The following is a 26096-nucleotide window of genomic DNA, read 5'->3' as shown; positions in this document are numbered from 1 at the left end:
GTCAGGCCTCCGAAGACTGAATAGTTGGTCCTTGCGTGGGACGGGACGGGCGAATGATCATCGCCCTACTGGGATACCACAGCGCGTTGGCGCGTTCAAAGTCCGGGTTTGTTTTTATTTGTCAGTGACGCGTCCGGCGGCGCCAGAACCGGCCGGGGACCAGGGGTAATCGGCAAGATGGTCGGCAAGCTCGTCCTTGTGGTAGCGGTCCAGCCTCTGCCGGAAAAGCACCAGGGTCATCACCACCGGCAGCGTGAAGATGAAAACCCCGGTGAGCCCCATCAGGTTCTCCCCGATGTAGAAGGTGACCCCCAGGTTGAAGGCGATCACGCAGAGGTAGAGGAAGGGTCCGTACAGCGCGCGGTACGGTGCGGCACCTACCCCGGCGGGACGCCCCTTGCCTGAGCCGATCCGGTCGATCGACTGCAGGACCAGGACCAGCAGGGCGCTCACCAGCCACCAACCGAAGTAGTTGGACATAGGAATGCCGAAGTGGGTGCCCACCTCGCGGTAGCCGTAGATCCTCCCGAGGAACCACCGGCTTCCCTGCAGCGCCACGGGGTCGGTGACGATATCGAGGAACACCTGAAACAGCGAGCCGAGCAGCAGCACCGCGAAGGAACGCCTGAGCCGGCCGGTCTCGAGAAGGACCAGGTCCCCCTTGATCCGCTTGACCGGCGCCAGCACGAAAAGGGCGGTGGCGTAGCTGCAATAGGTCAGAAAGACGTAGGAAAGGGAGTCGAAGAAGGGAACGCCGGCGATCCAGAGCTCACGGTCCCGGGTCACGTCGACGTAGTAGTACCAGCCGTAGGGGAAGCCGTTGTTGATGGAGGAGAACTCCGAGGCGAAGGCGACCAGGTAGCCGCACACGGTGAACAGGATGGTCTTCTTCCACCCCAGGTGCAGAACCGCCGCAACCAGGTAGACCGCGAAAAAGGCGAAGACGTAGGGACGCATGATGACGGTCCCCACGGCGATATCGAGGATGTGGGTCATGCCGGGCAGGCCTCCAGTTAAACGGGTGCATACGCAAAGCAGGGGCGAACATGGTCCGCCCCTACCGCACCTCACGATCCCCCCTCCAGCCGGAGGGGGTCAGCTATCCATTAAAACAGGGTCCCCACGATGCTCCCAAGGACGGAGATGGGACCGGTGTCGCCCAACCCCTCCATGGCGCGCTCGGCCTTCTTCAGCGTGGCGGTGGTGTCGCGGTAGAGCTGATCCTCGTTCACCAGTTTCCCGATGGTTCCCTGGCCGGAGTTGATCTTCTGGGTGATCTCCTTCACGTTCTTCGAGGCGTCGCGCAGTTCGGTGTAGAGGGAGTCGTCCTGCACCAGCTTGCCCAGCGTCCCTTCGCCGCGGTTGATCTTGGCGGTGATTTCCTTCACGTCCTTCATGCCGGCGTTGAGATCCTTGACCCCCGACCTGAGATCCTTGATCAGGGCGGAGGTATCGTTGTACACGGTCTCGTCGTTCACCAGCTTGCCCAGGGTCCCCTCCCCCTTCTCGATCTTGTTGGAGACCACCTTGAGGCTGCTGACCGCGCTGGAGGCGTCGTCGAAAAGCTTCCTGTCGTTCAGGAGCATGGCCAGCGATCCTTCGCCGCGGTCCATCTTGCCGGTGATGCTGCTGATGTTGGCGATCGAGTCCCTCAGGTTGCCGCGGTTCTCGTCCAGCATCCCCGACACCTTCTTCAGCACATCCTCCTGGTTCTTGTTCAGGTTGTTGATGAGGACTTTGGTGTCCTTCACCACGTCCGAGAGGTTGTCCACGATGATGTCGATGTTGGCGACATCCTTGCCGCGCACCGTCCCCCCTTCCGGCAGGAGCGCGGCGTCCGGCGACCCGAAAGAAAGCCCCAGGAACTGCCCCCCGAGGAGGTTGGTGAGCCTCAAGCCGGCAACGGTGTCCACCTTGATGCGGGTTTCCGGTTTCACCTCGAAGTCGATCTCGATCTTGTCGTTGAGCACGATGATCTTGGTGATCCGCCCGACGTCGACCCCCGCCAGGCGGACCGGGTCGCCCACCTTGAGACCGGTGATGCTGGTGAGGTAGGTCCGGTACATGATCTTCCTCTCGAAGGGGTTCCATTTCTCGCCCACCTCGAGCAGCACGCCCAGGATGATGAGACCGAACACGAAGAACATGCCGACCTTTTTCTCGACTGACAGAGCCATATATATCTACCTCCGGAACAAAAGCAAAAAAGTGCTACATAAGAAGCCTGGTCAGGACGTAATCCGCGACCAGGATCAGCATGAACGAGAGCACGACCGACCTGGTGGTGGACTGCCCGATCCCCCTGGCGCCCCCCGAGGTGGCGAAACCGACGTAGCAGCAGACCAGCGCGATGATGCCGCCGAACGCCATGGACTTGGTGAGGCCGATGCCGATCTCCTTCATCTTGAGCGCGGCGGTGAGGCTGTCGTAGTAGGTCGCGTAGGAGACGAAGATCTGCGGGTGCAGATTGCTGATCAACGCGCCGCCGATGATGCCGATCAGGTCCGAATAGAGGACCAGGGCCGGCACGCAGATGATGCAGGCGATGAAGCGCGGCATGGCGAGATAGCGGACCGGGTCGATGTCGAGCGTCTTGAGGGCGTCGATCTCCTCGTACACAGTCATGACACCCAGTTCGGCAGCCATGGCCGAACCGCAGCGCCCGGCTACCAGGAAACTGGTCATGACCGGCCCCAGTTCGCGCACCATGGAATGCCCGACGATGGCGCCGATGATGTTCTGGCCGCCGTACTTCTGCAGCTCGACGCCGGTCTGCAGTGCGAGCACCATCCCGACGAAGAAGGCCATGACCGAGGCGACGGGAAGGGTGTCCCAACCGATAATGGCCATCTGGGTAAGGATGCTCGGGATGTTGCGGGGCGCCTCGCGTATGAAGTACACGATCTTCCCCATGAGGATGGTCATCTCCCCCAGCACCTGGTAGAAGTAGAGCACCCTCTTGCCTAGCGGTTCGAAAACTTGGGTCACTTATCCCCCCATTTCACTCCGAAGGGGAGCCAGAAGAGGCTCAGCTCCTCCTGTCCGCCGTCGCGCTTCAGGCTGACCAGCCCCTTCAGAAATTTCAGCTCCCTCTCCTTGTCCGTGTTTTTGTAGGAGATGAACGGGAAGAGCTCGTAGGCGAGGTCGTCGCCGCGCCTCTCGTGCCAAAACAGGTTCCAGAACAGACTGGAGGTGGAGTTGCCGGCCTCGTCCCAGCGCCTTTGGTACATGCGCCACAAGGGCGCCCAATCCTTCTCGATCCCTTCCTTGTCAAGGATCGACTCGACGGGCGCGGGGAACGAGAAGGAGGAAACTCCGTCGCTGTTCTTACGATACAAGAACAGCGGCCACATGGTGGTGCGGCGCCGTTGGTTGCCGTCTTTGGGCCAGTACTCACGGTTATCGCGGTACAGGAAGAAGAGCACTCGGTCCTGGTCCTGGCCGAAGCTCTCCGATTTCAGCTCCTCGTGCCTGTACAACGGCCACAGATACCAGCTCTTCTCGCCGCCGGTAAAGGTCTCGTGCGAGTAGAACGGGAGGAAGCTGTCGCTGTTCTTCTTCTCGCCGCGTATCTTGGTGACGAAGGGCCAGAAGTAGTCGGTCTCCTCCTGCTTCTTGCCGCGATCCTCGGTGTAGCCGAAGAAAGGCCACAGGTAGCTGCGCGAGGTCTTCTTGGGCGAGTCCGTGGAGGCGTAAAGCGGGAAGATGAATTTCCTGTGCGTAGGGTTGTCCGTGTTAAGCCCGGTGCTCTCCGAAGTGTAGAAGGGCCAGAGCACGAAGCGCTTCTCGTACACCCCGGTCTTGTGCGACTGACCGTACAGCGGGAACACATCGAACCCGGACTCGTTCTCCCCCGAGGTGGTAGCGAAGAAAGGCCAGAGGTAATGCCTGGTCGTGGTACCCCTCTTCACGGTGCTTCCGTAAAGCGGGAACAGCACGAAGTGGTACTCGTCGCGCCAGAACCGGTCGTAGATATCCCCGTAGATCGGGAAGAAGGCACGGTAGCGCCCATGCCGCTCCGAGTCGCCCGAGATGTAGAACGGAAAGAGCATGGTCGAGCGTTCCCGTTCCGCGTCCGGTTCCTGTTTCCGGTAGCTCGAGGTCCTGAAGAGCTGCAGCACCTCGAAGTTGTCAGCCTCGGGGGTCTTCTCCTGCGTGGCGACCGGATAGAGGTAATAGGACGAGGAGGCCTGCTCCTTGGCGTGGTTGGTCCTGTAGAACAGCGGACGCAGGGCGATGTCCCTGTCCTCCCCGTTTTTCTGGTACTTGAACAGCGGACCGAGGATGGCGAGGTTGCTGAAGCGCTCCTTCGGGCTCTCGCGGTAGTCGATCAGGGGCCACAGGGTGAAGATGGTCCCCTTCTCATCGGCCTCAGGCTTCTGCTCAGGCTTCTGCTCCGGCTTCTGCTCCGGCTTTTGCTCCGGCTTTTGCTCCGGCTTCTGCTCCGGCTTCTGCTCCGGCTTCTGCTCCGGCTTCTGCACGGGTTGAGGCTCAGGCTGAGGCTGAGGCTCGGCGTGGGCCGCGGGTGACAGGAACAGCAGAGCCGAAAGTGCAGCTATGGACAGGGTAGAACGAGTCATGTACCTCTTACAAACCGTTATATATTGGGTTGGATTTTGGATAGTAACTGCTGCAATCAGGCATAGTCAATCAAAATATAGTCTGCACGGGGCACAGGATTGGTTATACACCACCGCTCTCTGTAGAATCGACGCACCCTTGGGCTCCATTTCCAAGCCCTAGGCGAAAGTTATGCCACTTATCCAGGAAATGTCCAGCTCCCTAATGAAAAACAACGAGGCAGGAAACCTCTGTCTCCTGCCTCGTTGTATGATGTTGTGCTTTGATGTCGGGTCGAATCAGTACTTGCTGTCCGCGTAGTCGACCCAGCCGCCGGCGAGAACCAGCGCCTTATCGAAAGGAGAGATTTCGAACTGCATCGACTCCTCCCGACCGCCCCCCTTGATGGTGAGGGTGGAATTGGCGACGTCCACCTCGATGGCGGCGTCGGCAGCACCCGCGTAGCTGAAGAGCTGGTCGATCTTCTCCGGGGTGAGTTCGATGGCCGCCATGCCGCAGTTGAACATGTTCTGGCGGAAGATCCTGGCGAAGGACTGGGCGATGACCACGTTGATGCCGTTCACCTCGAAGACCCAGGGGGCGTGCTCGCGGGAGGAGCCGCAGCCGAAGTTGGCGCGGGTCACCACGGCGCCGGCGCCGTAGGTCCTTTCGCTCTTGGGGTCGAAGCCCGGGAGCTTGAGATCCTCCAGGAGGTAGGGCTTCAGGTCTTCCTTGGTGATCTCGGTCAGGTACTTGGCCGGGATGATCTCGTCGGTGTTTATGTCGCTACGGTCCAGGAAAAGGGCCGGGCCGCCAAATTTTTTCATATCGGTCTCCTAGTCTAGCGGGGAGCTGCCCGCGTATTCGTTGTCAGCTGTCAATGGTCGCTGGTCAATTGGCGCGTTCGCCGTCAATTGTCAATTGTCCACTGTCAATTGCCTAGAGGTACTTGCGCGGGTCGGCAAGCTTCCCTTCGATGGCGGAGGCGGCGGCGGTCGCCGGCGAGAGGAGGTGCACCATCCCCCCCTTGCCCATCCTGCCCATGAAGTTGCGGTTGGTGGTGGAGGCGCAGACCTCCCCCTCGGCCAGGACGCCGTTGCTCATGCCGAGGCAGGCGCCGCAGGTCGGGTTGGTCACGCAGAAGCCGGCATCCATGAAGATCTGGATCAGCCCCTCGGCGACCGCGTCCTTGTAGATCTGCGGGGTAGCCGGGGAGAGGATGCCGCGCACGGTCGGGGCGATCTTCTTCCCCTTCAGGATCTGGGCGGCCACCCTCAGGTCCTCGAGGCGGCCGTTGGTGCAGGAGCCGAGGTAGACCTGGTCCACGGGGGCGCCGGCCATCTCGTCGATGCTCTTCACCTGGTCCGGCTTGTAGCCGAAGGTGCAAAGCGGGGTCAGGTCGGAGAGGTCGAGGTCGATCACCTTGTCGTACTCGGCGTCGGCGTCGGAGACCCACTTGCTGTACTCGGCGACTGCCGCTTCCTTGGAGGCGAAGGAGTCGGAGATGAAAGGCCAGAGGTACTCCACGGTGACCCGGTCGGGGGCGCAGATGCCGGAGGTGCCGCCCGCCTCGATGGCCATGTTGCACAGGGTCATCCTGGACTCCATGGTCATGGCGTCGACGATCGGACCGCCGAACTCGATGACCCGGTCGGTGGCCCCGTTCACGGTGAGCTCGCCGATGACGCGCAGGATGGCGTCCTTGGCGTAGACCCCTTTGGGGAGTGTGCCGTTCAGGTTGATCCTGATGGTCTTGGGTTCGCGGAAGGCGCAGACCCCCTTCAGTATCCCCACCTCGAGGTCGGTGGTGCCGACGCCGGCGGCGAAGGCGCCGAAGGCGCCGTGGGTGCAGGTGTGCGAGTCACCCATGATCACGGTGTTGCCGGGACGGATGAACCCCTTCTCCGGGAACAGGGCGTGGCAGACGCCGTTGGCGCCGATGTCGAAGAAGTCCTTGATGTCGTGGCGCCGCGCCCAGTCCCTGAGCATCTTCGCCTGGGTGGCGGTCTTTGAGTCCTTGCTCGGGGTCACGTGGTCGATGACGGCCTTGATCTTGGTGTTGTCGAACACCCGGTCCTTGCCGCGCGCCATGAGGTCCGCGATGGCGATCGGGGTGGTGATCTCGTGGCACATCACCACGTCGATGCCGAGCACCTTGGTTCCTGCAAAAGGCTCATCAACCAGATGGGCCGCGAATATCTTTTGAGCCGTAGTCATACCCATAAATTGCGCTTCCTTTTAACGGTTGGAATGGTTTTTCACAGGTGCCAAGATAATAAAATAACAGCAACAAATCAAACTAATAATTGTTCAATGTTATTAAACATTTGCCTGTAGATATACCCGTGCTATAATGGCCCCCTCAATTCAACAGGGAGCCCGGTATGCAACTTCGTTTCAACAGAACAAACAATGAAATCGACCAAATGATCGATGCACTGATGGAGAAGGCCGGAGGGGTGCACCACCCCGAGCAGACGCGCGAGATGATCATCGCCGCGCTCAAGGCTGGACAGGACACCAGCTACCTGGCAGACCTGAAGCTTTTGAGCAACACCATGAAAGAGATGCGCTACACGACCACCGTGTTCGCCCCCTACCGCCAGAAGAAGAAGGTGACCATCTTCGGCTCGGCCCGCACCCTCCCCGAGGAACCGATGTACAAGAAGTGCATCCAGTTCAGCCGGCTCCTGGCCGACAAAGGGTACATGATCATCACCGGCGGCGGTGGCGGGATCATGCAGGCGGGCAACGAAGGCGCCGGGAGCGAGGCGTCCTTCGCCGCCAACATCAAGCTCCCCTTCGAGCAGAGCGCCAACCCGATCATGCTGAAGAACCCCAGGCTGATCACCTACAAGTACTTCTTCAACCGCAAGGTCGCCTTCGTAAAGGAATCCGACGCCATCGCCGTCTTCCCGGGAGGGTTCGGGACGCTGGACGAGGCGATGGAGGTCTTCACGCTGGTTCAAACCGGAAAGACATCGCCCAAACCGCTGGTCCTGGTGGACGACGAGGAGGGATACTGGGAGCACTTCTTCCGTTTCATCAAGGAGCGGCTGCTGGTTATGGGCTTCATCTCGGCCGAGGACTTCTCCATCTTCACCATCACCAAGAGCTACGAGGAAGCGGTACAGGTCATCGACGACTTCTACACCAACTATCATTCTATTCGCTTCGTCAACGGCGAGCTGATCATCCGTCTCAACAAGATTCTTTCCGCGGAGCAGATCGAGATGCTGGAAAACGAGTTCCCCGAATTGAGAATGGAAGGGAGCCGCATCGAGCTCATTAGTGCCCGCCCCGAGGAGGCAGACGAGCCGGATCTCCTTGATCTGCCGCGCATCGCCTTCCGCTTCCACCACCAGCACTACGGGCTTCTCATCGCCTTCATTAGGAGGTTAAACACCTTTTAGTAGAGACGCTTAGAAAAAAGCGTTTTGTAAATATTTTCTTGACAAGGTTATTACACGATGTTAATTTTTATTCCAGCAGCTAGTTCTGGAAGTTTGCCGCGCCGAAAAGCCAAAGGGTTACCGCCACTTTGTGCCATTTCCAGCCCAAGAACCTTCCGGAAATTGCAGCATCAAACGTAGATCCGGCAGAGTCCCGGAGGTTAGAAAAGGAGGCAGGAAAATGGCACAGGGCAAAGTTAAATGGTTCAACGACGCGAAAGGATTCGGCTTCATCGAGCAGGAGAACGGCGAGGACGTGTTCGTGCACTTCTCCGCAATCACCGGGGAAGGCTTCAAGTCCCTGGCTGAAGGGGAGGCGGTCTCCTTTGACGTGACCAACGGGCCGAAGGGTCTGCAGGCTGCCAACGTCAAGAAGCTGGGCTAAGATCTAGCCTCGAGCGTCAAAAGGCCCCGCCGGGATTCCGGCGGGGCCTTTTTTTGTTGTCACACCCGGCACCCCTGTAAACTCTACGGCCTTGCACGAGGCGCACGATGCCCCCCTGCTGCGCACACAAGACCTGTAGGGGCGAATAATCATTCGCCCGCCTCTTCACAATAACAACACACCATATGTCCCCCCCTCGCCCTTCGGGAAAGGGCGGGGCTGAGGGCGAACTCAGGCCGCAGCAGCCTCCCGCGCCCTCCCCTTCAGGTAAAGTACGCCCCAACGCAGGGACGCCGCCAGCACCAACAGCAGCAGCGCCAGCGCCGCCGCCGGGTGCTCGACCGCGAAGATCAGCGGCAGCAGCAGGCAGCGCACACCGCTCCTCATCCACCCGTGCCGGCTGATGACGTCCGCGATCGGCGGGCTCAGCCGGTAATACGCCGACACGAAGAGACGTCCGGGAGCGTTGGTCATGAGGTACCGGTCGCGGAAGGCCCGCAGTTCCGCCACCTTGGGATGCAGGTAGCTGCCGTAGGCCGCCGTCGCGATGAAGCACCCTCCCCCGCCGCCACCTCCGCCGCTGCTCACCTTGGGCTCGGTGGGGGTCGAAGGAGTGCCGTCGGTGCTGAAACTCACCTGGTGATTGTCGACGTCGGTGGTGTTGGCAACCACCAGCACCACCTCGTCCGTCGCCGGGTTCAGAGATCCGAATCCGGTGACGGTGTATGAGGTTCCGCCACTGTTGGCAGCAATCTCGCTTACCGTCCCGCCGCTTCTCTTCAGCACCGCCACCTGCGCACCGCTGGTTTTGGCAACGGTGAGGGTGAGGTCTGCCACGCCGGCCGACGGGACGAACCTGTGAAAGGCGAAGGTGTAATGCGGCATGGTGACGACCTGGGAAGGAACCGGGTAGCTCGAATAGCTGGCGGCGATGGTCGCAGCCGGAATCCTGTTGAGGTCGGCGGGGTGGCTGGACCAGCTCCTGGCGTAGACCCGTTGGGCAAAGCCGACGAAATCGGCGGCAAGCGAACTACCGTACGAACCGACCAGCACCGAATTTATCACCGGCGGCATCTGCACGTCACCGGCGGCGGTCTTCGGGTTGCTGCTCGGACTGAGAGTGCCGAGCTTTTCCCAGATGGAGCGGACCACGGAGGTGGTCTGAGTGTCGTGCATCTCGGTCAGGAAGCGGTTGAAAATCCAGCGGCCGTACTCCGAGCCGCCGTTGAGACCGGCGTTGAGCGAGATAGTGGCGGCAAGGGGCACGTAATCGGTCAGGTAGCTGTAGCACTGGTTGACGGAATCGTAGACCTGGTCTTCCATCCAGGTGGAGGTGGCCTCGCCGTACCAGATGTCGAAGTAGTAGTTGTAGCCGAATTGGATGGCGTGGTTGAATTCGTGCGCCGCGGTGATCTGCAGCATCTGGTCCGGGGTGTAGAGACCGTTGACGGTGAACATCGGGTCCGTGAACGCCTTGTCGATCTCGATGGAGCTCCCCACGGAGAGATTCGGAGCGGTGGGAGCGCCGTCGTCGCTTGTGAAGCCGTAAGCCCCCTGGGGGATGAGGTCGAGCAGGTAGACGTCGTACCGCGAGCTCACCGGGGGGGGGCGGTACCCCATGGTGGTGACCTCGGCGGCGTAGACCTCCTCGAAGACGGCGGCCACGCGCTCCACGTGGTCAGGCACGCCATCGGCGTCCGCATCGGTCAGGTCAGGGGCGTCGGCGCCCGTGGTGGTGTAATGGACGGTAAAGTGAGCTGAACTGTAGCTCGGCGACGAGGTCGGAGAGGTCTGCCCCGAGAGGGTCGGCCTCCCCACATATTTGGCCAGCGTCTTCTGGGTGGCCGGCTGCAGGGAAGTGAAATCCCGTTTAAGGCTGCGGTATAAATCGGTGCGGCAGCGTTCCGCGTGTTGGCCCTGGAGTCCGACCACGCTCTCCAGCGCCTTGGCCAGCTGTGCCTGCTGGCCGAACTTGGAGAGGTAGTAGTCGTCAAGCGACGCGGCGGAGGCGATTGCCGGGAAGAGAAGTGATAAGCAGAGCGCACGCACAGATCTGAGTTTTGCCACTAGTCCACCATCCTTTTCCCCACGCGCAGTGGGATAAAACTGATTTTGCCGTTTTCCACATTGACCTCGACTTTCTGGTTCCCGACCCGGTAGCTGCCGGCGGGAAGGGGCGTTACGAAGTAACCCTCACTGTCGGTTTGCGCCGGGCTCGCCGGCTTCTCGCCAGCCCAAACCGGGACCTCCAGCATGGGGACGGGATGGTACCCTCCTGCCGGTTTCAGCTTTCCCCCGTAGGACTGCACGTAGCAGATGCCGACCAGCGCACCCGTCCCTTCGGGCAGTTTCATTTCCTTGATCCGCTCTTCCCTGGTTTCGACCACCGGAAGGAACCCATCCCTTACGGCCACAAAGGGTGACAGCGGCGCAGGCCTGCCAGGGACGAAGGCAGTACCGTTGAAATAGAAGAAGGACCAAAGCTCTGCCGGCCTCTTGGCAAAGCCGTGCGCAGCCAGACAGGTCAGGGCTAAAGTCAGAGCGACGAGGCAAAAGCGAAGGCCACTGGACATGTTTTTCACCTTGTTATGGATCGGACGGTGCCGCAAAAGTTTTAGAGAAATGAACTGTAACATTACACATGTAGAAAAACAATCACAGTAAAAAAATGTAAAGAACCGGCGAGCCGGGCAATCTCCTCTCAGGCAATTTCAGCACAGTCGATCAAGCCGTCATCGCCGACAGGGCGAAGCGGAGAAACAAAAGCCCCGCACTCACAGCTTCAAACTGCAAGAGCGGGGCTTCCTGTTCCCTATGGGGAGGTTGGCTTAGAGAGACTCTACGTCGCGGTCGGTCGCGAAGTAGAGACGGTTGAGGGCGTCGATGTAGGCCTTGGCCGACGCCTCGATGATGTCGGTGGAGGAACCGCGGCCGACGACGGGGGTGCGCTCCCCTTCGGTGATGCGCACGGTGACCTCACCAAGCGCATCGGTGCCGCCGGTGATGGAGCCCACGTTGTACTGCAAGAGCTGCGCGTCGCGCTTGGCGAGTTTCTTGATCGCCTTCAGCGTCGCGTCGACCGGGCCGTCGCCCAGTTCGGCGGTCCGCACCTGCATGCCGTCGATCTCCATCTGCACGGTCGCGGTGGCGACGGCGAAGGAGCCGCAGGTCACGGTGATGTGGGAGAGCTTGTACTTCTCGTCGATCTTCTTGGTCTGGTCGGCGACGATGGTATCCAGGTCCTCGTCGTAGACCTCCTTTTTCAGGTCGGCGAGGGCCTTGAAGCGGGTGAAGGCCTTGTTCAACGCGTCCTCGTCCAGCTCGTGTCCCAGCTCCTCGAGTCTCTTCTTGAAGGCGTGGCGGCCGGAGTGCTTGCCGAGCACCAGGGCGCTCGCCTTGAGGCCGACCGACTCCGGGGTCATGATCTCGTAGGTCGACTTGTCCATCAGCATGCCGTGCTGGTGGATCCCCGCCTCGTGGGCGAAGGCGTTGGCGCCGACGATGGCCTTGTTCTGCTGTACCGCGATCCCGGTCACCTGGGTCAGGAGCCGGCTGGCCGGGGTGAGCTGTTCGGTGACCACGTTGGTCTTGAAGGGGAGGATGTCGCCGCGGGTCCGGATGGCCATGACGAACTCCTCAAGGGAGCAGTTGCCGGCACGCTCGCCGATGCCGTTGATGGTACACTCGACCTGCCCCGCGCCCGCCTGGACGGCGGCGATGGAGTTGGCCACCGAGAGCCCGAGGTCGTTGTGGCAGTGCACCGAGATGACGGCGTCGTCGATGTTCTTCACGTTGTCCTTCAGGTACTTGATGATGTTGAAGTACTCGAAGGGGATGGTGTAACCGACGGTGTCGGGGATGTTGACCACGGTGGCGCCCGCGTCGATGACGGCGCCCACCACCTCGGCCAGAAACTTGAGATCGGTGCGGACCGCGTCTTCGCAGGAGAACTCCACGTTCCCCGTGTAGGAGCGTGCCCTTTTCACCCCTTTCACCGCCGCCTCCAGCACCTGGGCCGGGGTCATCTGCAGCTTGTACTTCATGTGGATGTCGGAGGTGGCGATGAAGGTGTGGATGCGTCCCTTCTCCTCGGCGTACTTAAGGGCCTCCCAGGCGCGATCGATGTCCTTGAAACCGGCGCGGCAAAGGCCGGCGATCTCCGGCCCCTTGATGGTCTGGGCCACCTTTTTCACCGCCTCAAAATCCCCTTCCGAGGCGATCGGGAAACCCGCCTCGATGACGTCGACGTTCAGTTTCTGGAGCTGCTTGGCGAGGCGGAGTTTCTCCTCGATGTTCATGCTGGCGCCCGGGGACTGCTCCCCGTCTCTGAGCGTGGTGTCAAAGATCTTGATGGTCTTCGGTTCCGTGTTGTTCACTTGCGCTTCCCCCTTGTGTGGTTGTACTGCCTCGTTAGCCTACCCTCCCCCGCCTGCTAATTAAAACAGACGGGGTGGTAAAAACCAGCAGGCCGAAATAAAAAAAGCCTCCGCCCCAGTAAGGGGCGAAGGCTTTTGAAAGCTTCCGCGGTACCACCCTCATTCATCCGTCAACGACGGACCTCTTGCGCCCTTTACGCGGGCCAACGACCACGGCTACTACCGGCGGTTCCCGTTTCAGAAATAGAACGACCGTTGTTCACCGTGACGGCTCCAAGGCGAGTTCACCTGCTTCCTCACCGGTTTGCACCAACCACCGGCTCTCTGTAGGGGAAGGGAAAGGCTACTACTCCTCATCACTGCCTTTAGTTTCGGGAGATAATAGAAAAGGCGCCGACGGCTGTCAAGCGCTTTTTGTTTTATTTTCGTGCAGCCGCTACTAAAACGGCGTTGTCGCTATGACAACGCCGTCATCTTTTGAGCCGACGAAACCGCAATTTGATGTCCCGGCACGAAGTCCGGTTTTGCGTAGAACGTAGAACGCAGAACCTGACTAGTGGTTCTTCTTCACCTCGTGGCCGCGGTTTATGGCGCGCTCCAGGCGGCGCCGGCGCGGGTAGGTGATCACGAAGCCGATGGGACCGGAGAGGATGTAGCAGATGAAGATGGTGAAGAGCATGATCACCGGCTCCGCCGCGATCACGATCAGCAGCAGTATCGCGAGCACCAGGATGGCGAAGGGCTGCCGCTTGATGAGGCTCGGGTCCTTGAACGAGTAGTACCTCACGTTGGAGACCATGAGCAGTGCAAGGAAGTAGATCAGCACCAGTATGGCGAGCTTGTTGTAGGAGGCGGGCCACCCCATGTGGTAGAAGAAGAGGACCGTGGCGGATACCATGCTGGCCGCAGCCGGCGTCGGAAGGCCGACGAAACGCTTGCTCTCCACCGTCTCCACCTGGACGTTGAAACGCGCGAGCCTGAGCGCCGCGCAGGCGAGGAACAGGAATCCGGCCAGCCACCCCAGTCGCCCGAAGGGCTTCAAGGCCCAGCAGTACATGAGAAGCCCCGGCGCGGCACCGAAGGAAACCACGTCGGCCAGCGAGTCGAACTCGACGCCGAACTTGCTGGCGGTCCCGGTCAGGCGCGCCACCTTGCCGTCCAGACCGTCGAAGATGGAGGAGGCAAGGATCCACAGGGCCGCGGTCCGGTAATCGCCGTTCACGGTGGAGACCATGCAGTAAAAGCCGGCGAACAGGCTCCCGGCGGTGAACAGGTTGGGGAGGACGTAGATCCCCTTGCGCATCCCTTCCCTTTCTACTTTCGGTTTCTCCTCGCTCACGGCAGTATCCCCAGTACGGTTTCACCGGCAACGGTTTTCTGTCCCATGACCACGTCGATGCGGGTGCCAAGCGGCAGGTACACGTCGAGCCGCGAGCCGAAGCGGATCAGGCCGTAGCGGCGCCCGCGGTTCAACAGGTCTCCGACCTTGGCGTAGCAGACGATGCGCCGCGCGATCAGGCCCGCCACCTGGACCACCACCATCCTGAGACCGTTTTCGGTCTCCAGCACCAATCCCTGCTGCTCGTTCTCGAAGCTGGCGCGCTCGTCGCGCACGTCGTAGAACTTGCCCTTGGTGTAGAAGGCGTCGGCCACCTTCGCCGTGATCGGGGCGCGGTTCACGTGCACGTTGAAGACGGACATGAAGATGCTGATCTTCTCCATCTCGGCGCCGGTATGGGGCTCGGTCACCTTGCCGAGGAAGATCACCTCGCCGTCGGCGGGAGCCACCACCACGTTTTCACCGGCGGGGGTGCTGCGCTCGGGGTTTCTGAAGAAGAAGACGGAGAACAGGGCGAGCAGCACGAAGAGCGCCGCAAGGATGAAAAAGCCGAAATGCAGGAACTGACCGAGCAGCGCCAGCAGTGCCGCGACTGCGGCGAAACCGGCAATGAAGGGGTACCCCTCGACTGCGACCGGGGTATGTGTGTTGCGCATCTAGTACCTCTTGTTGAGTAGTCGTGCGGGAACAGCGGGAGCCGGGGAGGCTCCGGGCGGAACCGGGACAGAAAAAGGCCGTTTCCGGGCCCCTGCGCACCAAAGCGGGAGTATAGCCCGAAAACGGCCTTTCATGCAATAAAAGAAGCTACTACCCCTTCCAGGCCTTGGCCCCCCGCCCGATCACCACGGGGCCGGTGCTGACCAGTTCCTTGAGTCCCAGGGGGCGCAAAAGTTCCACCATGGCGCTCACCTTGGCGGGAGCCCCGGTAGCCTCCAGGGTGTAGGATTTCGGGGTCACGTCGATGACCTTGGCGCGGAAGATGTCCGCGATCCTCAGCACCTCGGCGCGGCTTTGCTCCTCCGCGGAGACCTTCACCAGCACCATCTCGCGCTCGATGGCGTGCTCAGGTTCGAAGTCGATCACCTTGATCACGTCGATCAGCTTGTTGAGCTGCTTGGTGATCTGCTCGATGATCTGCTCGTCGCCGCGGGTCACCAGGGTGATGCGGGAGAGGGCCTCGTCGTTGGTGGGGGCCACGGTGAGCGAATCTATGTTGAAGCCGCGCCCGGAAAAAAGTCCGACCACGCGGGAGAGAACGCCGAACTCGTTCTCGACCAGAACAGCAATGGTATGTCTCATGTTAACCTCCTAGGGCAATTGGCAAATTAGCTGGCAAGCACCATCTCGGTCAGCGAAGCGCCGGCCGGGACCATCGGCAGCACCTTCTCCTCGCGTGCGACCTTGAACTCCATCAGGACGGGCCCGTTGGTTGCGAACCCTTTCTTGATGACCTCGTCCACCTGCTCCACCTTGGTGGCCTGCAGGCCGGTGGCCCCGAAGGCCTCGGCGAGCTTTATGAAGTCGATGGGGAGTTCCATGCAGGTCGAGGAGTAGCGCTTGTCGAAGAAAAGCTCCTGCCACTGGCGTACCATGCCCAGGAAGTTGTTGTTGAGGATGACGATCTTTACGTTGAGACGGTTCTGCACGATGGTGGCGAGTTCCTGCATGTTCATCTGGAAACCGCCGTCGCCGCAGACCACAATGACCTGGCGCTCGGGGAAGCCAGCCTGCGCTCCCATGGCGGCGGGGAGGCCGAAGCCCATGGTGCCGAGGCCGCCGGAGGAAAGGAGCGTCCTCGGGGCGGTGAAGCCGAAGAACTGCGCGGTCCACATCTGGTGCTGGCCGACGTCGGTGGCCACGATGGCGTCCGGGTCGGAAAGGGCGCGCAGCCTCTGGATCACGTACTGCGGCTTGATCACGGTGCTGGACTGCTTGTAGGTCATCGGGTGCTTGGTCTTCCACTCGTCGATCTCGGCGATCCAGGGGGCGAGCGCGGCCTGGCAGGCCTTGGCGTCCGGCCCGATCTCGTCGGCCACCTTCAGCATCTTGGCGAGGACGTCGCGCACGTCCCCCACGATGGGGAGGTCGACGCGGACGTTCTTCTTGATCGAGGTCGGGTCGACGTCGACGTGGACGATCTTGGCGTGGGGCGCAAACGAGGCGATCTTGCCGGTGACGCGGTCGTCGAACCGGGCGCCGATGGCGATCAGCACGTCGCAGTGAGAGACGGCCATGTTGGCGTAGTAGGTGCCGTGCATCCCCAAGAGCCCCAGGGAGTTCGGGTCGTTCTCCGGGTAGGAGCCAAGGCCCATCAGGGTGGTGGTGACCGGTATCCCGAGGCGCTTGGCGACCGCGACCATCTCGGCGGAGGCGTTGCCGAGGATGACGCCGCCACCCACGTAGATCACCGGCTTCTTCGCCTGCATGATCATGGCGACCGCCTTCTCGATCTGCTTTGGGTGACCTTCAACGGTCGGCTTGTAGCCGCGGATCTCGACGCTGTCGGGGTAGTGGAACTCGGTCTGGGCGATCTGGACGTCCTTGGGGAGGTCGACCACGACCGGGCCGGGGCGGCCGGTGCGGGCGATGTAGAACGCCTTCTTCATGATGGTGGCGAGGTCTTTGACGTCCTTCACCAGGAAGTTGTGCTTGGTGCAGGGACGGGTGATGCCGATGATGTCGGCTTCCTGGAAGGCATCGTTGCCGATCAGCGCGGTGGGCACCTGCCCGGTGATGATCACCATCGGGATGGAGTCCATGTAGGCGGTGGCGATGCCGGTGATGGTGTTGGTGGCGCCGGGCCCCGAGGTGGCGATGGCGACGCCGACCTTGCCGGTGGCGCGGGCGTAGCCGTCGGCGGCGTGGACCCCGGCCTGCTCGTGCCTGGGCAGGATGTGCCTGATCTCCTTGAACGAGAAGAGCTCGTCGTAGAGGTTGATAACGGTCCCACCGGGATAGCCGAAGATCGTGTCGACCCCCTCCCGTTTGAGACACTCCAAAAGGATGCGTGCTCCGTTCAGCTTCATGTATTACCCCCATGCCGCGGCAGAAACCTGCCGCTATTGATCGATCCCGCGCTCGGTAAGCGCCGGATCACTAGTAATGAAGACTTCCCCTGAGGCCGACCCTCCCCGGTGAAAGGAGGGCCTCCCTCTGCCCCTTGGTAAAGGGGGTCGGGGTTTTATTCAGCGGTGGTGATGGCGCCGGTGTGGGCGGAAGTGACCACCTTCGCATAGCGGGCGAGCCACCCCTTCTTGATCTTCGGCTCGGGCGCGACCCAGCGGGCACGCCGGCTGGCCAGCTCCTCGTCGCTCACCAGGAGCTTCAGGGAACGGGACGGGATGTCGAGTTCGATCTTGTCGCCGTCTTCGACCAGGGCGATGGGACCGCCCACGGCCGCCTCCGGGGAGATGTGACCGATGCAGGGACCGCGGGTGCCGCCGGAGAAGCGGCCGTCGGTGATGAGCGCCACGGAATCGCCGAGGCCGAGCCCCATGATGGCCGCGGTCGGGGCAAGCATCTCCCTCATGCCGGGCCCACCCTTGGGACCTTCGTAGCGGATCACCACCACGTCGCCGCTCTTGATCTGGCCGTTCATGATGGCGGCCATGGCGATGTCTTCCGAGTCGAAGCAGCGGGCGGTGCCGGTGAACTGCATCATCTTCTCGCCCACGCCGGACTGCTTGACCACGGCGCCTTCCGGGGCGATGTTGCCGAAGAGGACGGCGATGCCACCCTCTTTCTTGACCGGCGCGTCCACGGAGCGGATCACGGAGTCGTCCACCCCTTTCAGGCTCGCCGCGATCTCCTTGGTGGAGAGCCCCATAAGGGTCGGGCAGTCGTGGATCCTGTCGCCCAGCTGCTTCATGACGCCGGCCACGCCGCCTGCGGCGTCGAGGTCCTCCATGAAGTGCTCCCCCGCCGGGTTCATGGAGGCGATCTGCGGGGTCGTTTTGGAGAGGATGTCGAAGGTCTCAAGCGGCAGTTCCACACCCGCCTCGTGCGCGATGGCGAGGAGGTGCAGCACGGTGTTCGAGGAGCCCCCAAGCGCCAGGTCAACGCGGATCGCGTTCTCGAACGCCTCGCGGGTCATGATGGAGCGCGGGGTGATGTTTTGGCGCACGAGGTCCACGATGCGCTCGCCGGAGGCGAAGGCGATGCGGCGCTTGAGCGCGGAGACCGCGAGTGCCGTGCCGCAGCGCGGCAGGCTCATCCCCATGGTCTCGGTGAGGATGGCCATGGTGTTGGCGGTGAAGAGCCCCTGGCAGGAGCCCATGCCGGGGCAGGCGTTCTCCTCGCAGCGGGCGAGCTCCTGGTCGTCGATGACGCCTGCCTTGTAGCGGGCCATCGCCTCGAAGGTGTCGGTTACGAAGGAGTATTTCCTCCCCGCGTCGCCGCGGCCGCTCATCATGGGACCGGCGGTGACCACGATGCAGGGGATGTCCAGGCGGGCCGCCGCCATCAGCATGCCCGGGGTGATCTTGTCGCAGTTGGTGAGGAGCACCAGGCCGTCCAGGCGGTGCGCCTCGGCCACGGACTCGACCATGTCGGCGATCAGCTCGCGGGTGGGGAGCGAGTAGTGCATCCCCTTGTGCCCCATGGAGATGCCGTCGCAGACGCCGGGGATGCCGAAGAAGAAGGAGTAGCCGCCGCCGGTGTGGACCCCCTTCTCGATGAAGCGCTCGAGATCACGCATCCCCACGTGCCCCGGGATGAGATCGGTGAAGCTGGTGGCGATGCCGATGAAGGGTTTCCCCATCTCGCTTTGCGGCAGGCCGGTTCCTTTCAAAAGGGCGCGGTGCGGGGTGCGCTCCAGCCCTTGGGTGATCATGTCGCTACGCATGCATTTCTCCCTGACGCCGGCGGGGAACCCTGTTCAGGTTCGCCAAACCGGCTGTTGGTCTTACCAAAAGCTCAATAGTTGAAAGCAGTTACCGGGAACGGTAGGAATGGACACGATAATACATTAAAACCAAGCTGTCAACCGGCTAAAACGGCGTTAAAGAGAGTCGCGCTTTCTCTTGGCGATCTCCGCCTCGGAGGCGCGCAGGTAGGTGGGGTTCAACTGGGCAAGCGGGGTGAACTTCCCCTCGCGGGCGGTTTCGCGCGCGATGACCGCGCCGGCGCTGGCGCGCGGCAGGTTGGTGTGCCAGGGAGGGAAGATGGCGAGCTCTCCCAGGGTGTCCCGGATCAGGTCGCAGTAGCGGAGCGCGCCGTCGCCGACGAAGATGGTGGGTTCCCTGACCAGGGCCAGGAAGTCAGCGGGGGAAAGCACGGCGTCAGCGACCACCGCGTCGGGAAGGGCGCCGCAGCGGTACAGCGCGCCGTAGACCTCCCCCTTCCTGGCGTCGAACAGGGGGGCGACCTGCGCGGAGCTGTAGGGAAGGTTCATGGCGAGCATGGCGAGGGAGGAAAAGCCGACCACCGGCTTGCCGGTGGCGAGGGCGAGCCCCTTTACCGTGGCGATGCCGACGCGCACGCCGGTGAAGGAGCCGGGGCCCAGGGAAACGGCGAGGCAGTCGAGCCCCTCGGGGGCGAGCCGGGCGGCCCGCAGGAGACCCGAGATGGAGTCCATGAGGCGCCCCGAGTTGCTGCGGTCCTCCCCAAGGAGGCACTCGCCGAGGAGCGTCGCGTCGTCGCTGAGCGAGACCGAGGAGCAGTTGCTGGAGGTATCGACGGTGAGTATCTTCAAGGAGTTACGCCTTGCTCGCGATCATGCGCGCGATGTCGTTGTAGAAGGCCAGCATCATCAGGCTGATCAGGAGCACGAGCCCCACCTGCTGCGCGATCTCGCGGGTCCTCTTGCTGAGCGGCCTTCCGGTCACAAGCTCGATGAAGAAGAAGGCCAGGTGCCCCCCGTCCAGGATCGGCACCGGCAAGAGGTTCAGCACGCCCAGGTTCACCGACAAGAGCGCCACGAAGGCGAGGAAGCTCACCCCCCCGGCCGCCGCCTGCTCCCCGGCCATCTTGACGATCATGATCGGGCCGCCGATGTTGTCCAAGGGGATCGCGCGCTCCACGAGGCGCACCAGGGAGAGCACGGTCAGTTCGATCACGTTCCAGCACTGGGTGCTTCCCTTGACGATCGCCTCGCCGGGAGGGAAATGGTCGACGACGGTCTCGCCGGCGGCGACCACGCCGATGACGGGATGGGTCACCGATTCGCCCAGGAGGTTCTTGCTGGTGCGCCGTTCGGGGACCATGGTGAACTTCAGGAGCGACTTGCCGCGCTGCACCTCAACCTGCACCGGGGCGGCGTTCCCCTCCACGATGATCCTGGCGAACTCGTCCCAGCGGGTCACCGCCCTGCCGTTCACGCTCCTTATGGCATCGCCGGTCAGGATCCCGGCGCGGGCGGCCGGCTTGTCCGGGAGCACCTCGCCCACCTTGGTGGTGACGGCGGGGACGCCCAGGAACATGTAGATGACGACGAAGATGACGTAGGCGAAAAGGAGGTTGAAGACCGGGCCGGCGGCGACGATGAGGATGCGCTGCAGCACCGGCTTGTCGGCGAAGGAGCGCTTGCGGTCCTCCTCGGTGAGCTCGACCTCCTCCCCCTCCCCAACCATCTTGACGTACCCCCCAAGCGGCAGCGCGGAGAGCAGGTACTCGGTCTCGCCCACCTGCTTGCTGTACACCTTGGGACCGAACCCCAGGGAGAACTTCTCGACCCCGACCTTGAAGGCCTTGGCGAACAGGAAGTGCCCGAGCTCATGTATGAAAATCAGCGCCCCGAGGGCTATGATGGCGAAAATTATGCTCATGTGGTCCCCTCTAAAGTGTGCCCGGGGGCACGCCGGCGCCTCGCCACTGCGGCGTTAAGGCGGCGGACGAGGCGGTAAAAGGTTAGTTGGTGCAGCCGAGGAGCTCCCTGGCGGTCCTTCTTCCCCAGCGATCGGCTTCCAGCACCTCTTCGATGGAGTACAGGGACCGGGGGGTGTGCAGCTCCATCACCCTGGCGATGGTCTCGGAGATGGCCATGAAGCCGATCCTGCCGGACAGGAAGTTCTCCACGGCGATCTCGTTGGCCGCGTTCATGACGGCCGGCATGCTTTCTCCCGCCTGAACCGCGTCGTAGGCGAGCTTCAGCGCCGGGAAACGGTCGGTGTCCGGCTTCAGGAAGGTGAGCCCCGAAAGCTCGGTGAGATCGAGCGGCTTCACCCCTGAGGCGACGCGCCCGGGATAGGTGAGGGCGTAGGCGATCGGTCCCTTCATGTCGGGCACCCCGAGCTGCGCCATGACGCTGCCGTCGATGTACTCGACCATGGAGTGGACGATGCTCTGGGGATGGATGTTCACCGCGATCCGCTCCACCGGGATGTCGAAGAGCCAGCGCGCCTCGATCACCTCCAGCCCCTTGTTCATCATGCTGGCGGAGTCCACGGTGATCTTCTTCCCCATGCTCCAGTTCGGGTGGTTCAGCGCATCCGCCACCGTGGCGCAGGCGAGCTTCTCCTTGCCCCAGTTGAGAAAGGGCCCACCCGACGCGGTAAGGATCACGCGGTGGATGTCCTGGCTGCGGTGGCCGGCCATGGACTGGAACACCGCACAGTGCTCGCTGTCGACCGGGTAGAGGCGGACGTCCTTCTCCCGCACCATCCTCATGATCAGGTGCCCCGCCGTGACCAGGGTCTCCTTGTTGGCCAGCGCCACGTCCTTGCCGGCCATGATGGCCGCCGCGGTGGGAACGAGTCCCGCGGCCCCCACGATGGCAGCCACCACCATGGTGGTCTCTGCGGCGGTCGCGGCCGCGATGAGCCCTTCCACGCCGTGCATGATCTCGGGTTTTTTACCACGCAGCGAACGGCTGAGAGCCTTGGCCTTGTCGGCGCAGAGCACAGAGACGAGGTCGGGCTGGAAGGTTTCGATCTGCTCTTTCAAAAGCTCCAGGTTGGATCCCGCGGTGAGCGCCACCACGCGGAACTTGTCCCGGTGGGCGGCAACGACCTCGAGAGTGCTTGCCCCGATCGATCCTGTCGAGCCCAAAATGGTAAGATTTTTCATTTTCCCTCGCAGATGCCTCAAGTCAAGTGGCGCGGCAGGCTAACTAACGGATTTTTTTGCCGAGTTTGCCGGCGGGTTGCACCGGAAAAAAGTACGGACGCAGCGGCCGTGCCTAAAACAGGAAACTGGCGTAATAGTAAGCTGCCGGCGCCGCGAACAAAATCGAATCCAGCCGGTCCAGGACGCCTCCGTGGCCGGGGATGATGGAGCCGGAATCCTTCACGCCGCAGCTCCGCTTGATCAGCGACTCGAACAGGTCGCCCAACTGTCCCAGCGTGCCCAGAAGGAGCGCGGCGGCGAAACAGTCGCCCAGGGCAAGCTCGGGGAAGAAGGTGAACTTGGCGATGAGGGCGCCGATGACGCTCCCGGAAAGCCCCCCGATCGCCCCCTCCACGCTCTTCTTGGGGCTCACCGCGGGGTAGAGGCGGTGCTTCCCCAGGGAGGAGCCGACGTAGTAGGCGGCGCTGTCACCCGCCATGACGATCACCATGATAAGGAAGAGCCAGGAGACGCCGTTGGGGAGCGAACGGACCAGCACCAGGTGCGCCAGCAGAAGCGGCACGTAGAGAAAGCCCATCAGCACAAGGGCGACGTCGGGTGCGGCCTGCTTGACGTCCTGGAGCCTGAAAAGGGCGACCAGGGTGAAGGCCAGCACCAGGGCGGTGAGCGTGAAAAGCGGCAGTACCGGGTTCGTGGAGAAGACGGCGAACACGGCGCAGGCCCCTGCGACCGTGGCGACCCTCCCCTCCCCCCGGCGCTGCGGCAGCGCCATGCGGTAGAACTCGTCCAGCCCCAGAAGGGCCAGCAGGAACACCAGCAGCGAGAACTGGAACACCGACGCCTTCAGGATGAAAACAATCACGAGGGGCAGCAGGACCGCTGCGGTGGCTAGTCGTTTGATGGCGGACTCCTTCGGGGCGCACCCCGGAAATGGTCTAGGACGGCGTCTCTGCCAGCTGCTCGCTGGTCATGCCGAACCTGCGCTCTCTGGACTGGAAGTCGCGGAAGGCCCGCGCCAGCTCGTGCTTGTCGAAATCGGGCCAATTGACATCGGTGAAGTAAAGTTCGGCGTAGGCAAGCTGCCAGAGCAGGAAGTTGCTGATGCGCATCTCCCCGCTGGTCCTGATCAGGAGGTCAGGGTCCGGTATCCCCGCGGTGAAAAGGGACCGGGTGAAGGCGCTCTCGTCGATCTGCTCGAGATCGAGCCTTCCCGCGGCGACCTCGCCGGCGAGCCTCTTCGCGGCCGACACGATCTCCTGGCGGCTGCCGTAGGAGAGCGCCAGGGTGAGCAGCATGCCGCCGTTGCCGGCCGTCTTGTCGATGGTGTGCTGGATCTCCCGGCTCACGTCCTCGGGGAGGTCGGCGCGGTTGCCGATCACGTTAAAGCGGATGTCGTTCTGCATCATCCGCGCGGTTTCGCTCCGGATGTACTGCTTCAACAGCGCCATGAGCGCCTTGACCTCGGTCTTGGGGCGCAGCCAGTTCTCCGCGGAGAAGGCGAACAGGGTCAGGTAGCCGATCCCCAGGCGCGAACACTCCTCGACGATGACCCGAACGGTCTCCACACCTTTTTGATGCCCAACGATCCTGCGCAGCATGCGCTGCTTGGCCCAGCGGCCGTTGCCGTCCATGATGACGGCGAGGTGCTTCGGGAGTTTCTTCGGGTCTAAGCTGTTGTCCATGAGCATCCTGAAAACAAAAAATCCCCTTGAATCGGGGGGTTCACTTGAGGGAGCGGCGGCAGCCGGACGGCGACGATCAAGGGGGAGCGAAGCTCCCCCCTGATCTGTCGGTCCTTAGACCTCCATTACCTCTTTTTCCTTGTGGGCCAGCACCTCGTCGCACTTGGCGACGTACTTGTTGGTGGAGTCCTGGACGTCCTTCTCGGCGCGCTTTAGCTCGTCCTCGGAGATCTGCTTGTCCTTCTCGAGCTTCTTCAGCTTGTCGATGGCGTCGCGGCGGATGTTCCTGAGGGCCACCTTGGCCTCCTCGGCGTCACGCTTCAGCTGCTTGACGATGTCCTTGCGGCGCTCCTCGGTGAGCGGCGGGAGGACGAGGCGGATCACCTTGCCGTCGTTGGCCGGGGTGAGCCCCAGGTTTGAGTTCATGATCGCCTTCTCGATGGGGCCGATCATCTTGTTGTCCCAGGGAGAGATGGTGATGGTGCGCGCCTCGGGAACGGCAAGGGAGGCCACCTGGTTCAGCGGCGACGGCGTCCCGTAGGAATCGACCTTGATCTCGTCCAGAAGTGCTGTGCTGGCGCGGCCGGTACGGACCTTCTGGTAGTCCTTCCTGAGCGAATCTATGGACTTGTCCATGTGGACGTGCATATCGGCGATGACATCCTTTATCATGCTATTCTCCTTCTTTGACGATGGTGCCGATCGGTTCGCCGTTGACCACCCGCACGACATTGCCGTCGGTCGTCACATCGAACACGATAATCGGAAGGCTGTTGTCCATGCAGAGCGAGATCGCGGTGGCGTCCATCACCTGGAGCCCCTTCCTGAGGACCTCCAGGTAGCTGAGGGTGCCGTACTTGGTGGCGCTCTTGTCCTTGTTGGGGTCTGCGGAGTAGACGCCGTCCACCTTGGTCCCCTTGAGGATCACGTCGGCGCCGATCTCCATGGCCCTGAGGCTCGCCGCGGTATCGGTGGTGAAGTAGGGGTTGCCGGTACCGGCGCCGAAGATGACCACCCTCCCCTTCTCCAGGTGCCTGATGGCGCGCCGGCGGATGTAGGGTTCGGCGACCTCGGCCATGCCGATGGCGGATTGGACGCGGGTGTCGACGCCGACCTTCTCCAGGGCGTCCTGCATGGCGAGGGAGTTGATCATGGTGGCGAGCATCCCCATGTAGTCGGCGCTGGCGCGGTCCATCCCCTTGGAGGAGGCTGCGACGCCGCGGAAGATGTTGCCGCCGCCGATGACCAGGCACAGCTCGACGCCGAGATCCACCACCTGCTTCACCTCGCGGGCGATCGCGGTGATGGTGTTCGGGTCGATGCCGTACCCCTGTTCGCCGCCGAGGGCCTCGCCGGAAAGCTTGAGAAGTACTCTTTTGTAATAGGGTTCTGCCATCGTAGTCACCTTGCCTTTTCTTGACGGCAAATAGCCTTCACGCAGAACAGGTTCCGGGGGGGCTTGCCTCCCCGGTGCGCCCGCCCGGGCGAGAACCTCCCGCGCAGGGCCGTTTGCCTTGCTGCAGATAAAAAAAGAGCCGCCCATTTTCATGGCCGGCTCCCGTTGGAACGTCTTACACGCCGGCCGCCGCGGCGACCTCTGCCGCGAAATCGCTCTCCTTCTTGGCGAGCCCCTCGCCGAGTACGAACTTGGCGAAGCGGCGGATGCTCATGTTCTCGCCGATGGAAGCGATGGTCTCGTTGAGGACCGTCTGGATGGTCTTGTCCGGGTCCTTCACGTAGGCCTGCTCGAGGAGGCAGATGTCGCCGAAGAACTTGTTGATCTGCCCTTCGAGGATCTTCTCGATGATGGCCGCCGGCTTGCCGCTCTCCTTGGCCTTCTCGCGGTAGATCGCCTTCTCGCGCTCGATGAGCTCTGCCGGCACTTCCTCGCGGCGTACGTAGAGCGGGGAGGCGGCGGCGATGTGCATCGCGATGTCCTTCACGAAGGCCTGGAAGTTCTCGTTCTTGGCCACGAAGTCGGTCTCGCAGTTGACCTCGACCAGGACGCCGATCTTGCCGCCGGCGTGGATGTAGGAACCGACCAGACCCTCGGTGGCGGCGCGGCCGGCCTTCTTGGAGGCGGCGGCCAGACCCTTGGTACGCAGGTAGTCGATCGCCTTCTCGTGATCGCCGTTGGTTTCGGTCAGGGCCTTCTTGCAGTCCATGAGGCCGGCGCCGGTTACTTTCCTGAGTTCGTTTACCTGTGCAGCTGTAATGCTCACGTTATCCTCCACAGTCACCCGCGCCTCGCGGCGCGGGTTTCTTAGTCATTGTGTTATTGAAAGGTGTTGCGGTCGC

At 62.3% G+C, this 26096-nt stretch carries 24 protein-coding genes and 1 other annotated feature; of the genes, 2 read left to right on the top strand and 22 right to left on the bottom strand.

Annotated elements, in window-relative coordinates:
• Positions 1–114 precede the first annotated feature (114 nt).
• From KP003_RS06505 to KP003_RS06480, 6 genes are all read right to left on the bottom strand, one after another.
• A complete protein-coding gene (locus KP003_RS06505) occupies positions 115–996 on the bottom strand; it encodes a carotenoid biosynthesis protein (protein WP_217300489.1) in 882 nt (293 codons plus the stop codon).
• Between the two features lie 110 nt (positions 997–1106).
• Positions 1107–2177 (bottom strand): MlaD family protein, encoded by a 1071-nt coding sequence (locus KP003_RS06500; protein WP_217300488.1) that lies wholly within the window; start codon positions 2175–2177, stop codon positions 1107–1109.
• Positions 2178–2211: 34 nt separating this feature from the next.
• Positions 2212–2988, bottom strand: coding sequence for an MlaE family ABC transporter permease (locus KP003_RS06495; protein ID WP_216498705.1), 777 nt, complete (start codon positions 2986–2988; stop codon positions 2212–2214).
• The gene (locus KP003_RS06490) at positions 2985–4580 is read right to left on the bottom strand and encodes a hypothetical protein (RefSeq protein ID WP_239027625.1); all 1596 of its coding nucleotides are present in this window, start codon (positions 4578–4580) and stop codon (positions 2985–2987) included. Before KP003_RS06490 ends, KP003_RS06495 begins: the two co-directional genes overlap by 4 nt.
• A gap of 279 nt (positions 4581–4859) precedes the next feature.
• Positions 4860–5387, bottom strand: coding sequence for a 3-isopropylmalate dehydratase small subunit (locus KP003_RS06485; RefSeq protein ID WP_216791160.1), 528 nt, complete (start codon positions 5385–5387; stop codon positions 4860–4862).
• Positions 5388–5499: 112 nt separating this feature from the next.
• Positions 5500–6783, bottom strand: coding sequence for a 3-isopropylmalate dehydratase large subunit (locus tag KP003_RS06480; protein WP_216498702.1), 1284 nt, complete (start codon positions 6781–6783; stop codon positions 5500–5502).
• Positions 6784–6944: 161 nt separating this feature from the next.
• On the opposite strand from KP003_RS06480, the gene KP003_RS06475 reads away from it, so the two are divergent.
• Both KP003_RS06475 and KP003_RS06470 read left to right on the top strand, forming a co-directional pair.
• A complete protein-coding gene (locus tag KP003_RS06475) occupies positions 6945–7973 on the top strand; it encodes an LOG family protein (RefSeq protein ID WP_216498701.1) in 1029 nt (342 codons plus the stop codon).
• 220 nt (positions 7974–8193) lie between these two features.
• On the top strand, positions 8194–8397 hold the full coding sequence (locus KP003_RS06470) for a cold-shock protein (protein ID WP_129126359.1): 204 nt from the start codon (positions 8194–8196) through the stop codon (positions 8395–8397).
• A 231-nt stretch (positions 8398–8628) separates the two neighbouring features.
• On the opposite strand, the gene KP003_RS06465 is transcribed toward KP003_RS06470, so the two are convergent.
• The 16 genes from KP003_RS06465 to tsf form a co-directional block, all read right to left on the bottom strand.
• Positions 8629–10464 carry an MXAN_6640 family putative metalloprotease gene (locus KP003_RS06465; protein WP_239027624.1) on the bottom strand — a complete coding sequence of 612 codons (1836 nt, stop codon included), beginning with the start codon at positions 10462–10464 and terminating at the stop codon, positions 8629–8631.
• Positions 10464–10970: a hypothetical protein gene (locus KP003_RS06460; RefSeq protein WP_216498700.1), complete on the bottom strand. Its 507-nt coding sequence runs from the start codon at positions 10968–10970 to the stop codon at positions 10464–10466. Before KP003_RS06460 ends, KP003_RS06465 begins: the two co-directional genes overlap by 1 nt.
• A 255-nt stretch (positions 10971–11225) precedes the next feature.
• A complete protein-coding gene (locus KP003_RS06455) occupies positions 11226–12773 on the bottom strand; it encodes a 2-isopropylmalate synthase (protein ID WP_216498699.1) in 1548 nt (515 codons plus the stop codon).
• A gap of 118 nt (positions 12774–12891) precedes the next feature.
• Positions 12892–13142 (bottom strand) — a binding site (T-box leader).
• Between the two features lie 184 nt (positions 13143–13326).
• Entirely contained in the window at positions 13327–14076 is a 750-nt protein-coding gene (gene pssA / locus KP003_RS06450; RefSeq protein WP_216498769.1) for a CDP-diacylglycerol--serine O-phosphatidyltransferase, read from the bottom strand.
• A gap of 32 nt (positions 14077–14108) precedes the next feature.
• Positions 14109–14768 carry a phosphatidylserine decarboxylase family protein gene (locus tag KP003_RS06445; protein WP_217300487.1) on the bottom strand — a complete coding sequence of 220 codons (660 nt, stop codon included), beginning with the start codon at positions 14766–14768 and terminating at the stop codon, positions 14109–14111.
• 151 nt (positions 14769–14919) lie between these two features.
• Entirely contained in the window at positions 14920–15411 is a 492-nt protein-coding gene (gene ilvN / locus KP003_RS06440) for an acetolactate synthase small subunit (protein WP_199389755.1), read from the bottom strand.
• Between the two features lie 26 nt (positions 15412–15437).
• Positions 15438–17138, bottom strand: coding sequence for a biosynthetic-type acetolactate synthase large subunit (gene ilvB / locus KP003_RS06435; protein ID WP_216498697.1), 1701 nt, complete (start codon positions 17136–17138; stop codon positions 15438–15440).
• 155 nt (positions 17139–17293) lie between these two features.
• Positions 17294–18955, bottom strand: coding sequence for a dihydroxy-acid dehydratase (ilvD, locus tag KP003_RS06430; protein WP_216498696.1), 1662 nt, complete (start codon positions 18953–18955; stop codon positions 17294–17296).
• Between the two features lie 156 nt (positions 18956–19111).
• Entirely contained in the window at positions 19112–19804 is a 693-nt protein-coding gene (gene tsaB, locus KP003_RS06425; protein WP_216498695.1) for a tRNA (adenosine(37)-N6)-threonylcarbamoyltransferase complex dimerization subunit type 1 TsaB, read from the bottom strand.
• 4 nt (positions 19805–19808) lie between these two features.
• Positions 19809–20876: an RIP metalloprotease RseP gene (gene rseP / locus KP003_RS06420; RefSeq protein WP_216498694.1), complete on the bottom strand. Its 1068-nt coding sequence runs from the start codon at positions 20874–20876 to the stop codon at positions 19809–19811.
• A gap of 82 nt (positions 20877–20958) precedes the next feature.
• On the bottom strand, positions 20959–22116 hold the full coding sequence (locus KP003_RS06415; RefSeq protein ID WP_216498693.1) for a 1-deoxy-D-xylulose-5-phosphate reductoisomerase: 1158 nt from the start codon (positions 22114–22116) through the stop codon (positions 20959–20961).
• Between the two features lie 112 nt (positions 22117–22228).
• Positions 22229–22978, bottom strand: a complete 750-nt coding sequence (locus tag KP003_RS06410) for a phosphatidate cytidylyltransferase (protein ID WP_239027623.1) — start codon at positions 22976–22978, stop codon at positions 22229–22231.
• A 73-nt stretch (positions 22979–23051) separates the two neighbouring features.
• Positions 23052–23798 carry an undecaprenyl pyrophosphate synthase gene (gene uppS / locus KP003_RS06405; RefSeq protein WP_216498692.1) on the bottom strand — a complete coding sequence of 249 codons (747 nt, stop codon included), beginning with the start codon at positions 23796–23798 and terminating at the stop codon, positions 23052–23054.
• A gap of 114 nt (positions 23799–23912) precedes the next feature.
• Entirely contained in the window at positions 23913–24470 is a 558-nt protein-coding gene (gene frr / locus KP003_RS06400) for a ribosome recycling factor (RefSeq protein ID WP_216498691.1), read from the bottom strand.
• 1 nt (position 24471) lies between these two features.
• Positions 24472–25194, bottom strand: a complete 723-nt coding sequence (pyrH, locus tag KP003_RS06395) for a UMP kinase (protein WP_216498690.1) — start codon at positions 25192–25194, stop codon at positions 24472–24474.
• Between the two features lie 175 nt (positions 25195–25369).
• Positions 25370–26020 carry a translation elongation factor Ts gene (gene tsf / locus KP003_RS06390; RefSeq protein WP_216498689.1) on the bottom strand — a complete coding sequence of 217 codons (651 nt, stop codon included), beginning with the start codon at positions 26018–26020 and terminating at the stop codon, positions 25370–25372.
• Positions 26021–26096: the final 76 nt, after the last annotated feature.

The sequence above is a fragment of the Geomonas diazotrophica genome (genome assembly GCF_019063885.1).
Classification (GTDB): domain Bacteria; phylum Desulfobacterota; class Desulfuromonadia; order Geobacterales; family Geobacteraceae; genus Geomonas; species Geomonas diazotrophica.
Note: the sequence above shows the minus strand (reverse complement) of the source record. Positions and strands in the feature narration are given on the sequence as shown.